Raw genomic sequence first — 14,035 nt, forward strand, 5'->3', positions numbered from 1 at the left:
CGGAGACTCGCTCAAAATGCTCCACTGGAGCATTTTGCCGGCTTACAGCCGTCGCTCCCTAAGTTCGGGATGACAGTCGCTGGTCGTCATGCTGAACTTGTTTCAGCATCTATAAGTGAATCTGTGTGTCACGCTGGATTACTGTCGAACGTGCGGCTTCCAGCGTGTCGTAATCTGCATAAATATAAGTTGCTCCCTCGGTTCGTGTAATTGCGGTATAAGCAATCTGTCGGTTCAAGAGGGGATGGCCCGGCTGGTCTGGCAGAAGTACCAGAATTGCCTTGTAGCCGGAGCCCTGCGATTTATGAATTGTGATGGCATATGCAGTTTCAATAGATTCTTTTGGCAGCAGGTGAAGAGGGTAGAAAAGATAACTCCCCTTCTGGAAAATGCCCTGCTGTGCTAACGAACGGTCGTTAGTGGTTGCTGCATTTTGCAGGTCTGAAATATTTTTTATTTCTTTTTTAACCATCAGATATTTTAAGCCATTCTTTTCTACTACAATCCCTGAGTCTCCGTTGTAAAGACAGAAGATAGACTGATTCTTTGTGAGCATGAGAAGCTGACCGGTGAAATAGTCCTCATTAGCAGCCTGTGGAGTTTTTTTCAAACTGTTGCAGATTTGATTATTGATTGACTCAACACCCTGAAGTCCTTTGCGTTCTGCACAGAGAATGCGGGCTTTGCTTGCGGACTGCCAGAGAGAGTCGAGTTTATTCTTTTCAAAATCCTGGGAAGCGGCAAGAGCCTGGGAAGTCAGATTTTCATAAAAAGCCTGGTTCCACGTATTTATTATTTCTTCAAGCTGGACTGTTCTGTCAGAATATTTCTTTTCCGGTACAAAGCTCGTAACAGGGAATGCTCCCTGTGGAATATCAGAAAAATTATGAGTCAACTTCCAGTTATCCCATTGGGTAAAGAAGGCAAGCTCTTTATCCAGAGCTTTTTCTTCTTGCATTGCTTTTTTCAAGCGACCGACATCAGAATTATCATTAAAGCGGCTTGACTGCTTGAGCTCTGCAACGCTGTTAGTTTTCTTTGCAAGAAGCTCACCAAGCACCGCACCTGCCTGAACAGAAGGCAGCTGGTCTTTATCACCAAGAATGAAAACTCGTGCTCCTTCAGGAATTGCTTCGAGCAGAGCACTAAAAAGTGTGATATCTATCATACTTGCTTCATCAATTACAAAAATAGACTTTTCATCAAACTGATTTTCCGCGTTGTAGCGGAAGCCGTTGGTCGAAGGATTAAAGCTGAGAAGACGGTGAATCGTAGAAGACTGGGCGCTGTTAAGTTTAGCAAAAACCGCCTGAGCTTTGTCACGCTCCTGACTGGTTGGAATAGCATTAAGATTTAGTCGGGCAAGAGTTTCGGAAATACTTTCCTTCATTCGGTCAGCAGCTTTTCCACTTGGGGCTGCAAGATAGAGAGAATAATCCATGACATCTTTTGTGAGGAAAAGTTTCCACAAAAGATAGCAGACTACAGTCGTTTTTCCGGTTCCAGGACCGCCGGTAATAATCAGATTTTCGTCCAGTCCTCGGAGGAGGGCTTCAAGCTGTTCGTCCTTAAGAGTCATTGGAGAGTGGCCTTCGAAGCCTGTGAGGTTTTTGAAGTATTCAAGTGTTGCCAGCTTTTCTTCCTCAAGAGGCTTAATCGTATTGTGCTTCATTATCAGCTTGATTCTGGTTTCTATACTGATTTTTGCCTTGTAGTATTTTGTTGCAAAAAGCCAGCCGGCATCTATTATAAAGGGTTTGAAAAAGTTTCCCTCGGCTATGAGGTTTGGAAGCTGTGTTGAAGAAATCTGTGGCAGGCCTTTGTTGATTATATCTGCAAAATATTTATCATCATCAGCTTTCTGGGCCAGGAGGCCTTCCTGCAAAAGAAGTCCTTCCCATTTTTTCTGCCACTTATCTATGAGTTTTCCTTGGCTTACAGGAATACAGATATTGCCGTCATCAAGGAGTGAAAAATAAATGCAGATTACGGCAAGCGCTTCAAAGCTGACATCGGGTTCAAGCTGAATAAGTACCTCAAGAACCTTTTCCCAGACGGGGGTGATGCAGTTCATGTCGGAGAGTTTTTTGAAAAAATCTGTAAGTTGTTTTTTATCTGCTTTCATGTTCTGCTCCCATTATTTTTCTGTATGCGGCTTCCAGCTCCTGCCAGTTTTTCCAGGTTCGTGCATATATTCCGCTGCAGGTGTTTGCATGACAGCCGCGGACGTAAGCATAATAAATTCCGCCAAAATGGTTTTCAAAAACCTGTGCTTCGGTTTTATCTCTATAGAATGAAGCAAGCCATTTTATGAGACTGTAAGAATATAAAACACGCTGAATTGAATAGCGGTCATCGGTGTGAGTCTTGAGAATATTGCCGTCTGAATATTCGTCTGTTTCGAAGGTATCACTTTTCCAGTCGAGAATGGAATAAATGTCTCTGCCTTCGATATTGCGTTTGAAGACGAGGTCGATAAAGCCGTTGCAATAATTTTTTAGGATGGCGGAGGTCTCCGAGCTGGCCGGGGCGCCCGCGATTATGTCGGCATTCATGTTGAACTCGGCTTCGCTGATCCGGTCTTCGGTTGCAAGCTCGCTGAGCTTAAAATAGCGGCCTGTCTCTGTGCAGCCGGTAATTTCCGGGAGTTTTGCGTTGAGAGTATTCCAGAGGAGGGTGGCTGTGTATGTGAGCCAGTGATCTGGATCGTCCCCGGGGATACTTAAGGTCTGCTTTTCGAAGCAGGTCGTTATGAGACGGCGAAGACCTTCATCACTTTCACTAACTCCAAAATCAACTTTTTCAAAAACTTCATGAAGCGCAATACCAAACTTGGTTCCCTTAGGATAGTTGTAAGGAGCTGCAGGGGCCGGCGGGCAAATCTCGTCTGAGCCAGGGATAGCAACATAAGAAACAGGATTTGTTGACAGGTCAAAGCCTGCAAGAGAATACTTCTGTTCTTCGGCGCCTTCTTTATCTGCGCGTCCGCCGTTGGCTGTCATTTCTTCTGTAACAGCTTTCTTGTGTGAAAGGGAAGAATAGGAATGTTTGTGTATAGAAAGAGACGGTATCCTGGAAGAGAGAGCTCTTGTCGCATCAAGCTGTTCTTCTTCGCTGATATCCTGTTTAGTTATGCGTTCTGCATTTTCTTCATCTTTGATTTTTTTGAATTCCTGAAGTATAGTCAGTGCATCAGCCTTTAATTCATCATAACTTTTTGTGCTTTCTGAAATACTTCTTGTAAGAGGATTTCCTTCTTTATCTATTTTATCAGAAAGAGCTGTAATGTTGTCATTTAAGAAATTATAAATACCGTCTTTAGCATCCTTATCTTCTTCAGATTCCCATACATCATAAACAGGAAGCATAAGAATGGATGAGGCGCGTGTGTAAGCAACATAGAAAAGTCTTTCTCTTTCATAATCTTCTTCTGTCTGATATTTCTTTTTTCCGTAATCACAGAAGCTCAGTTTTGCATTTCTATCTTCATCATGATAAAGCCATGCCCGGGCTCCCTGTTCATTTCTATTTCTTAAGCCGGCCGGTACAATAACAACAGGGAACTCAAGTCCCTTTGACGCATGGATTGTCATAAGTTGAACACAGTCAAAATCAGTTCCTTTTTCAACAATATCACCTTCATCTATAGAAGTATCAGATGAGGTTGAAAGACGCAGAAGGTGTTTGCTCAAATCTTCAATAGAACTATCGCTTTTATAAAGATAATCAACCGCGTATTTACCAATCTGACGGATTTTAGAAAGTGACTGCATTTGACCTAAATCAGAAAGACGGTTTTCTATATTTGTAACTTCAAAAATATTCTCAAGAAGCTTTGCCCATTTTCTCTGACGTGCAATCTCCTGCCATTGAATTATAATCTGTCTTTGCTGACAGGAAGGATTGTCAAATTCTTCACTTTCAACTGATTCAAGTGGAATACAGAAAAAATCTGTAAAAAGAGCTTCACTTAAAATTGCTCTTTTTTGTCCTGTAAAATCTTTTGCGGTTATTGCATTAAAAAGAGCAAGCCATTGTGTGCATTCTTTTCCTGCAAAAAGGTTTGCGTCCTTATAACGCAGAGACGGAATACCGGCTTTTTTTAGAGCCCGCTCAATTTCTGCATATTCAGAAGATGAACGAACTAAAATGGCAAAATCATGAAAGCTTACATTGCGGAGTTCAGAACAGTTACCGGTAGCATCTTCCTTATCTTTATCGAAAACCTGAAGCTTTGTTTTTCCCTTTACAAAAGAACAGCAGTCTATAATCTGCTGAACGGCAATTGTGGCAAAGCTTTCTTCTGTTGTCCTGTGTTCAGAGTTTCCGGCTATCCATACCGGCTCTATGATTTTTTCGCAGTATTGTGCAGGGGCTTTTTTATGAGAAGGCTTTGAGTCAGAAAATGTAATTCCGGATTTCTGACTGAAAAAAGGCGTACAGTTATTTTTATTCCGGAATAAATCATTACATCTTTCTACCATGGAGTCAGTTGAACGGAAGTTTGTGGCAAGATAGTATTCTCCACCTCCATTTGCAGCAATTGACTGAATGGCATTTTCATAAACGTTTACATCAGCTCCCTGAAAGGAATAAATGGACTGTTTAGGGTCACCTACAACAATAATTACGTGGTCTGAGTCTTTCATAAATACTGTTTTGAAAATGTCCCACTGCTTCTGATTTGTGTCCTGGAACTCATCGATAATTGCGTATTTATATTTTTTCTGAAGCTGCTTTTTTAGTGCCGATTCCGGCAGACAGACTGCTTCCCGTACACTTCTGAGCATATCATCGTAGCTCTGCATTTTATTGTTTTCTTTTTCCTGCTGCCAGGCAATGTAAAGATTTTTGAGCTGCGAGATATAGAATTTCTTAAGTGCCAGAGTAGATCTTTTTTCAAGAAGCTTTTTATATGGATCTTTAAGATTCTTAAAGTAGAGGAATACTTGGGTGATTTCTTCTCCAATCCATCTCTCCTGTATGCTTCTTCCATCAAAACCAAAAGTGTGATTTTGACTGATGTTTGATAAAATCGAGTTCCTTAAATCTTCAGCCTTTTTTGCATAGAGATTATCATTCAGTTCTGTCCAGGCCTCTTCAAAGCCCTGGATAATAAAAAGATCTTCTATTCTTTGAGGGGCTGTAACCTGTTCAAAGTCAGCAAAAGAGAGTGGCCTATCTTCAATGAAAATAAAGTTGTCTTCATCAAGCTTTACAATGCTTTCAACTTCATTATTCTGATAATCAAGATAATATTTTGAGAGCGCCTGTTTGAAATCTCTTTTTAGATTGTTTATGAATGTTGATTGTTTTTCTGCATCTACAAATAGCTGCCTGAAATCAGAATTGTTTTTCAGTACATCTCGAATCCAGCGGTCAATAAAATCATCAATTGCATCATCAGCAACAAGAGAAAGCGATGCACACTGATTTGCTGTAAATGAGAATTCGCTGAGGGTCTTTTGACAGAAGGAGTGGATTGTAAAAATTGCTGCATTATCAACATCCTCTTCTGGACATTTTGCCCTGATACGGTCGCGTAATTCTCCAGCTGCTTTTTCGGTGTAGGTAACCACAAGAATCTCTTCAAGCCTGACTTTTTTATCAATGAGTTTTTTAACAATGCCGGTAATGTTATAAGTTTTTCCTGTTCCTGCAGAGGCTTGAATATACATTGATTTTGTAATGTCAGAATAATTATCTAAATTAAATTCTTTAAGTGCCATTCTATTTTCCCCTGCCTGTAGTATTCGAAGCACTTTGTGCTATGTATTGAATAAGTTCGGTCTGATGAGCTTTTGAAGCCTGCCACTCTTCTGCAAAATTTTCATGAGTATAGCCGATGTCTTTGTCTAAATCAAAAAGCTTACGTTTTGAAAAATACTGCCATTCACTTTTTCCAAAGGTGTCATTCAGATTTTTCTTAAAAGTCTGGAAGGAAATCTGATCATCAATATTTTTCTTAAAATCATCTTTTACAAGTTTAGCAGGAGCACTCTTAGAAAATCGTGAAATAAACATTGCATTATAGATTTTGTTGAGAATAGTACGTGCGAACTGTGGCGTTGTCTTATATTTCTGATATTTAATTCTTGCCTGTCCATCCGAGAGAAGGACTGCATTCAAGGTTATGCTGTATTCGCTGGTGTCACTTTCTGGTTGAGATGCAAGCAGAAGAAGGGAGCTTATATAACCTGTAAGGACGTTTTCTGAATTCGAAAGCTCCAGCGTATTAATAATTTTTGTCTGATTAAAGTCGCTGTTATACCAGGCAAGCTCTCCGGAAATAAACCAGTCTTTTGGCGTGATTCCTGGAAGCTGTTTAATCAGCAGCATAGTGTTTTCATTAAATACAAGATTTCCGGCGAAAGGACAGGCCTGTATTATTTCAAGAATTGTCTTACTGTTTTCCAAAACAATTTCGGCTGCTTTTTCTCCAAAGAAGTCATCAGGAAGTGCATTCTGAATATTCAGTTCAAAAGAAATGCTTTCAGCTGTAATTGTATTTTCATTCTGGAGTTTTGATTGAATATAAGCTTTTCTGATGTCAGAGCTGATTTTTGCATTCAGGGACAGGGGTTCAAATTCCAGCTGCTCTTTTTCTTCATCATCATAATTATTATTCAGCTTCTGATAAACCATGAAGATAAAAGGTTCCTGCAAAAATACTTTCATCTGACCTATTGTTATTCTGTCTGGAAGGGCAGAAACTGTGTCTGATGCAGTAGAGGATTCTTGTGAAGCTTCGACGTGCTGTGTCAACTTTTCAGTTTGAGCCGTTTCGCTTTCCTGAAGCTTTATAAAGTTTTTCTTATTTCGGAATTCACGCTGAGTGTACAGTTCACTCCAGAAACGATCTTCATCAATATTTATCTGAGTCTCGTAAAGCTGCTTTTTTATTTTTTTATTTAATGGATAAATTGTCTCGAATAAATCCTTAAGAACAGAAGACATAAAAAAGTCCTCGTCCTTCTGAAGATTTTTATTTACGTAGCTGATAAAAAGACCTTCGCGTGCAGCCATGAGCTGGCAGAGGAAAGCATTTTTATTTTTAAGCGGAATTGATTCATCTCCGGGCTGACGGTCTCCGTTTAGTTTTCTGAGATCAAGCTCCTTGTCGTTGTCTACGCCAGGGAAGCTTTTTGAATCAAGCCCCATAAAGAAAATATACTTTGCTGAGAGGACACGGTTTGATTCAAAGTTAGCGAAGGTAATGCCCTTTGTTAAAATATTTGCACTGTGAAGGGTTACTGCTGCGGAACGATCAAAAAGCGCATTCGCAAAACAGTCTGCAAAAACTTCTGTGTCAGCAGTAATACGCTGGCGTTCTATTTCTTCAACGACATTCTGGAATACAAGACTTTCATTGTAAAGCCCGTCTGGAATATTGTCCTCAAGAAGAAGCCAGTTTTTCAAAAGTTCTTCAAGACGATTTATGTCATTTACATTAAACTTGTCTTTAGTTGAATATTCTGCCCATTCTTCAAGTTCATCAATTACCTGAATAAATTTGTAGAGGGAGTCACTGTCTGCGGTCGACATGGATTCAAACGGAAGAAACTTACTTTCGGTAGTTTCAACAAGGTCACTTGTGAGACGTGCCAGCAGTAACCGGTTTTTTGCCTTCTGCCATTCTTTATGCTTTTCGCGGTCCCTGTAGATATTCAGTTTTGATGCCCAGTCTGCCCAATTCGAAACTTCTTCATCTGAGATGCCACGGACAGTCTGAACCAGATAATTATGAAGAAGTTCAAAAACATCTGAACGGCTAAGATAACCTTTTTTCAAAATTCCAAAAAGAATATGCAGGGCTTCTGCGGTAAGGGAACGCTCGCCGGAAAAATCTGCGATTGTATATGGAATATATGGGAAAGCAGAATCTGCGTTAAACTGTTCTGTCTGATCAATCTGGTCAAATACCTGTTCGATTGCAGTTTTATATTCTTGAATTTGTGGAGCAAGAACGAGAATATCTCCAAGCTGAGTCCCGTCATTTTGCGCAAGCAGTTTACAGATTTTAGAATGTACAGCTTCAACTTCACGAAGACGGGTAGGAGCACCTGTGAGTGTAAGAGAATTATCTTTTTCGGAATATTGTTCTGTTATTAGTGCAGAGTTTTCTGCAATTGACTTTTGAACACGGTGAAGAATTGTATCGGTTTTAGAATATGAGTCGGAAGAGGTCAGGTTGTGAGCAGAGGTGTCTTTTGTCCAAAGCTGAAGATGCTCCTGACCAAATTCTGCCCATTTTTTAAGCAGCTGATTTTCTGCCTTTCCATAATCAGAAGTCTGAAGAAAAACTTCGAGTGTATGTTCCTTTGAAAAAGCATTCAGAATATTACGGTAAATCTGACCAAGGCCGGAAAAGCCAAAAATGAAAACAGGTCGTTCTGCCGGCCAGTTAAAAGTCAGCGAATTATTGTTTGTTTTTTTATTCAGCTCTTCAAGCTGGAAGAGGGTAAGATAACTTATGTTATTGATTTTTATTTCATCTTTCTGATTCAAATCTGAATAGAGTTTTTTCTGCCAGTGTGATTTTTCAAAAACTTCATTAAGAGTATCTGGTCTGACATCTTCATAATCCATAAAAAGACTGGCAATTGTTTCAGAAAAATCATAAAGATGATTTGCATTGATTGATGTAGAGCCGCCTGTAATGTAAGCTTCTACCTCTGCAGCGCCGAGTGTCTGAAAATAATACTTTTCTGAGTCGTCTTTTTCTGTGAGCTTTGAAATTATAACATCACGCAGAAGTTCAACAGAAAGTTTTTCAATATTATTGGCTTCAGGACTTTTTGAACTTACTAAATCAAAAAGAAACTGCTGGATGCGGAGAGTTTTGAGATTCATCAGAATAGAATTACCGGTAGCCTTGCTTTTGAGCCAGTGCAACTTAAACCACTGCTCGGTTTTCGGATCGGTAAAGACAACTGCCGGCGAAGAAAAAGGAGTTTTCCAGTTCTCGATGATTTTTTCAATCATTTTGTCGGCAAGAAGATCAAGATTCCAGGAAGTGTAAACGTTTTTCATCAAAAGTCTCCTGATATAGTATAGCATGTTTTATCTCATTTCGTGATAGTTACTTTATTTTTTTGGATGGAATTTATATATTTTATGTATGAAGAAAAATAGTAAAAGATTTTTTGTGTTTGTTATTGCGGCTCTTTTGTGTGCTGCCGCTTATTTTGCCTGGGATTATTTTGACGGGCGGGAAGAAAAGCTTTCCTATATTGATTTCTGGAACTGTGTTGAGGCCGGAGATGTTGCTTCCGTAAAGTTTGACGGAGATGTAATTCATTTTTCAACAAAAGCCAGCCCAGTAAAATTTAAGACTCAGAATCCAAATTCGCCTTTGCTCCAGGAAGAGCTGATGAAGAGGGCAATTGAGGTGACGGTTGCGAAGGATGATGCAGAAATTATCTCTCTGATTTTCGATGCAATTTTCTATCTCTTTTTCTTTGGAGTAATTATCATTGCCTTCAGGAAGTTTATCAGCCCTAACACCTTTAAGGTTGTTCATAAGACTGGCGTTAAGTTTGATGATGTAGTCGGCATGGATAAGCTCAAGCGCGATATGGTGCAGGTTATGGAAATTATGAAAAAGCCTGCCGAGTTTGCTAAGAAGGGGATCCGTATGCCAAAGGGAATTCTTCTTGAGGGCGATCCGGGAAACGGAAAAACTCTTTTTGCCAAGGCGCTGGCCGGGGAGGCGAAAATCAATTTTATTCCTGCCAAGGCAACAGATTTTGAAAGTATGTTTATGGCGATTGGTCCTCTTAAGGTAAAGCTTCTTTTTAAGAAGGCCCGCCGCCGCGCTCCCTGTATTGTTTTTATTGATGAGTTTGATGGAATTGGTACAATCAGAAATTACAATGGTTCTGCCCTGGAGACTGAAAATACACGAATTGTAACGGCGCTGTTGAATGAACTTGACGGCTTTGAAGCTTCGAAGGGTGTGCTTGTGATAGCCGCGACTAACTCGATTAAGGCTCTGGACCCGGCTTTGATAAGACCCGGCCGTTTTGACGCAAAGCTTACTGTTCCTTATCCGGATGAGGCTGCAAGACGCCAGCTTGTTGAAATGTATAGCCGTGGAAAACAGCCGGCAGCAGAGTGCAGTCCAGAAAATCTCGCCCACGAGTTCCAGGGCTTCTCCTGCGCAAAAATCGAAAGCGTGCTGAACAGCGCTGCCTTGCTTGCGGGCCAGGCGGGAAGGGAAGAGTTTACGTTAGAAGATGTAAAAGCTGCCTGTTCGGAGGTTGAGTAGGCCGAAGGCCGTATCGAAACCTTAAGCCCGCTCCGCCAGTTCTTCCCAGCGCGGATATTTTTCTGCCAGCAGAGCGTCAATTTCCTTGTAGCGGTCTCCGGCGGCGCGAACCTCGTCAAAGTTGCTTGAGGCCATTTTTTCTTCAAGGGCTTTCTGTTCAGCCTCCAGCGCCGGGATTTCTTCGTTTAATTGTTCGAACTCTTTTTGTTCTTTGAAGGAAAGTTTTTTCTTTGCTGCGGTGGTTGAGTTAGCCGAAGGCTGTATCGAAACCACCTCAGAACTCTGAGACTTATTATTTGATGCGGTGTTTTTTGTGGTTTCGGTGGTTTCGATACACCCGCTTCTCGGGCACTCAACCACCGTATTTTTTTTGAGTTCTTCGCGATACTCAATATACTCCGAACACTTGCCTACAAAGCCGCTTATGTCTCCGTTTTCTTCCATAATAAAAAGACTGTCCACGGTTTTGTCCATAAAGTAACGGTCGTGGCTTACAAGCAGGAGACAGCCCTCGTACTGTTCAAGGAACTGTTCGAGTATATTCATTGTAAAAATATCAAAGTCGTTGGTAGGTTCGTCTAACACAAGAAAGTTAGGATTCTCTAACAAAAGTCTTACGAGGTAAAGTCTCTTACGTTCACCGCCACTGAGGGTACTTACAGGGGAGTGCTGAATCTTTCCTTCAAAACCGAACTCTTCGAGAAACTTTGTTGCGCTTACTTCTTTCTTACCCTTATTGAGAGTCATGTGTTCTGCGGTTTCTTTTATGTATTCAAGAACAGTTAAGTTAGTATCGGCAAACACAGGATTTTGTGTGTAGTAGCCGAACTTTGTGTTTTCGCCCACGACTACACTACCGCTGTCCGGGGCCAGCTGGCATGTGATTATATTGAGGAAGGTTGATTTGCCGGAACCGTTGTCGCCGAAGATTCCGATTTTCTGACCCTTGGTAAAGACGTAGGAGAAGTTTTTGATAACCGGAACATACCCCTCTGTCATCCCGAACTTGTTTCGGGATCTATTATCAGGAGATGCTGAAACAAGTTCAGCATGACAGTCATCTGTTCCAACATATCCCTTAGGATAATTCTTTGAAATATTATGGAGCTCGAGAACCTTGCCGCCCAGACGCTTTCCTTTAACCTCAAAAGTAAAGCCCTTGTCGGCCTGAAACTTTTCACGGTTTATAAGCTGTTCGTCGCGCTGAATGCGGGCCTTGATTTTTGTACCACGGGCGCAGGGACCTCGCAGCAGCCACTGGCGTTCAAAGCGGAGAACAGACTCTATGCGGCGTTCGGTGTTTGCTTCTATTTCGGCCTCGGTTTCTTTTTTTTCAAGGTACTGGCTGTAGTTGCCCTCGTAGAGCTTGAGGCGGTTGCGGGCCAGTTCATAAATATTTGTACAAACGGCGTCGAGGAACCAGCGGTCATGAGTTACCATAAGAACAGAACGTTTTGTGTCGTGAAGATAATTCTGCAGCCAGTAAATTGTCGTAATGTCCAGATGGTTGGTAGGCTCGTCTAACAGGAGAAGTTTTGTGTCTTCAACCAGAACCTGGGCCAGAGCAACCTTTTTACACATTCCGCCGGAGAGTGTTCCCATGCGGCGGGTCATATCTGTAATGCCGAGTGTGCTGAGAATTGAACTGATCTGTGCTTCGTAATTCCAGAGGTCGCCGGTATCCATTTTGTGCATGATATCTTCGTAACGGTGCTGGAGTCCGGATGAAATAGTGGTGCCTGCAGTACCTGTGTCTGACGAAGTCCCGCCCGCATTTGCCATCTCTTCGCAGATTTCTTCGTATTCGCGGATTACGGCCAGCTTTGGAGAATCGTTCTTAAAAATATGTTCGCGGATTGTATCGTTTTCGTTGAAAGAAGGTGTCTGTGGCAGGTAGCTCACACCGGCCTCGCGGTTAATTACCACGGTTCCTTCATCGGGTTGCAGAACGCCCGCAATTGTTGCAAGAAGGGTAGACTTACCGGTTCCGTTACGACCGATGAGGGCTGCTTTTTCGCCCTCCTGAATGCCAAAAGTAACTCCGGTAAAAAGCGGCTTTTCCCGCCCGATTTTAGAAAGATTATTAATAGAAAGAATGTTCACAAAATTGATTATAACGATTTACTGAGAGTGTGAAAATTGGGGGCGAATATGATGAAGAGGGCGGGGAGGTGATTTTTCCGACAAAATGGGGGTAAGCGAGTGGTATTGTCGGAAAAATACAATGTTATTTTTAGCTGATGAAGTTGTTTTTTCCGACAAAAGTTAGGGTTGAGTATTGTTTTGTCGGAAAAGTTGACGATTATTTGGTGCAAGAGAATTGATTTTTCCGATAAAACGACAGTTGTGGGGTGATTTTGTAGGAAAATTGCAGATTTTCAACATTCTTGATTTCTGAATATTCCGACAAAACGACTATCTGTGTGGGCTTTTGTCGGAAAATACCCTGGTTGTAAAAATTATGATTATAGATATTTCCGACAAAAAGTGTTGGAAATATGAGTTTTGTCGGAAATGTCATTATCTCATTCAGTTTTTGTGATATAATAGCTGATTATGGGTGGAAAAAAGAAGTCTAAGAAAAATCAGAAATCAAAAGTAATATATGTTTTGCTGGGCCTTGTGCTGCTGCTTGCTGCCGGAGCCTGGTATCTTTACGGCAAACCGACTTTTGTAGTAGACGAGGACGGCTTAGCGCTCGTGCAGACTGAGCCGCCGCTGATTAATGAAATTAAGGCGGAGCTTTCGGCGGCTGCAGAAAATCTGGGGGGAGCCGGAGACAACAGCTCCGTAACGCCAGCTGCCACTACTACCGGAAATGCCGGAGAAAACACTGGCGCCTCTGACGCCGCCAATGCAACAAACGCCACCGGCACCTCCGGCTCCAATCCGGCCCTTGACCAGGGCCACGCAGAGAACTCTCCTCTCTTCTGGGGAAATCCTTCTGACTCAATAGCCGACACTGCCGCCTCAAAAAACTACCTCATGGAAAAGCCGCAATTCACAATCTGCTACAACAGCGAAACTCTGAATCCCAACTGGGTGGCCTGGCATCTTGCCACTTCTGACCTGGGAGAAGCCGACCGGGCAGACACCTTCCGCCCGGACACTGAGCTGCCCGCCGGCTGGTACGCAGTCCGCAAAAACGACTATAAGTTTACCTATTACGGCTTTGACCGCGGCCACATCTGTCCGTCGGCCGACCGCACTGCCAACACCGAAGACAACAGCATGACCTTCCTAATGACGAACATGGTACCTCAGGCTCCGGATAATAACCGCATTGTCTGGGTAGCCCTGGAAAAGTTTGAGCGAGAACAGGTGCTTGCCGGTAAAGAAGCCTACATTTTTGCAGGTCCTTACGGTAAGGGCGGCAGTGGCGACAAGGGCTATTTTGAAGAAATTCCGATTACGCTCAAGGACGGCAGAGAGCTTTCGATTACGGTTCCTTCTCACACCTGGAAAATCATCCTCTTTATGCCGGAAGGGGAGAATGATTTTGAACGCGCCACCCGCAGCGGTCAGACAGAAATTATTGCCGTAAACGTTCCTAATGAAAAAGGCTGCGGCAAAAACGGCAGCTGGGAGCAATACCTTTGCTCTGTTAATTATATAGAAGAAATCACCGGTTACGACTTTTTCGAACTGCTCCCCGACGATGTAGAAGAAGAAATTGAATCTTCTGTTATGTCGTGGTAAGATTTGATAATAATTTTATTTACGATAATTGTGAATTGTGGCAGCGGGACGCAGGCAAAATGAAAA

Annotated in this window: 6 protein-coding genes; 2 read left to right on the forward strand and 4 right to left on the reverse strand. The window is 42.1% G+C overall.

The genetic code is table 11. The annotated features are described in order from the left end of the window. Positions 1-109: 109 nt before the first annotated feature. The 3 genes from G626_RS0106870 to G626_RS0106880 are packed head-to-tail and all read right to left on the reverse strand — an operon-like array spanning position 110 to position 9,033. Positions 110-2,125 carry an ATP-dependent DNA helicase gene (locus tag G626_RS0106870; protein ID WP_022932051.1) on the reverse strand — a complete coding sequence of 672 codons (2,016 nt, stop codon included), beginning with the start codon at positions 2,123-2,125 and terminating at the stop codon, positions 110-112. Continuing rightward, on the reverse strand, positions 2,112-5,729 hold the full coding sequence (locus G626_RS0106875; RefSeq protein WP_022932052.1) for a UvrD-helicase domain-containing protein: 3,618 nt from the start codon (positions 5,727-5,729) through the stop codon (positions 2,112-2,114). The genes G626_RS0106870 and G626_RS0106875 overlap by 14 nt, the downstream gene beginning before the upstream one ends. 1 nt (position 5,730) lies before the next feature. After that, positions 5,731-9,033 carry an exodeoxyribonuclease V subunit gamma gene (locus G626_RS0106880; protein ID WP_022932053.1) on the reverse strand — a complete coding sequence of 1,101 codons (3,303 nt, stop codon included), beginning with the start codon at positions 9,031-9,033 and terminating at the stop codon, positions 5,731-5,733. Between the two features lie 88 nt (positions 9,034-9,121). Between G626_RS0106880 and G626_RS0106885 the strand changes: the two genes are divergently transcribed. After that, positions 9,122-10,270, forward strand: coding sequence for an ATP-binding protein (locus G626_RS0106885; protein WP_022932054.1), 1,149 nt, complete (start codon positions 9,122-9,124; stop codon positions 10,268-10,270). A 21-nt stretch (positions 10,271-10,291) separates the two neighbouring features. On the opposite strand, the gene abc-f is transcribed toward G626_RS0106885, so the two are convergent. Next, positions 10,292-12,373, reverse strand: a complete 2,082-nt coding sequence (gene abc-f / locus G626_RS0106890; protein WP_022932055.1) for a ribosomal protection-like ABC-F family protein — start codon at positions 12,371-12,373, stop codon at positions 10,292-10,294. Between the two features lie 453 nt (positions 12,374-12,826). Between abc-f and G626_RS15695 the strand changes: the two genes are divergently transcribed. Further along, positions 12,827-13,969 (forward strand): DNA/RNA non-specific endonuclease, encoded by a 1,143-nt coding sequence (locus G626_RS15695; protein ID WP_022932056.1) that lies wholly within the window; start codon positions 12,827-12,829, stop codon positions 13,967-13,969. The last annotated feature ends 66 nt before the right edge of the window (positions 13,970-14,035 follow it).

It is taken from the genome of Treponema bryantii NK4A124 (genome assembly GCF_000421345.1).
In the GTDB taxonomy this organism is placed as follows: domain Bacteria; phylum Spirochaetota; class Spirochaetia; order Treponematales; family Treponemataceae; genus Treponema_D; species Treponema_D bryantii_B.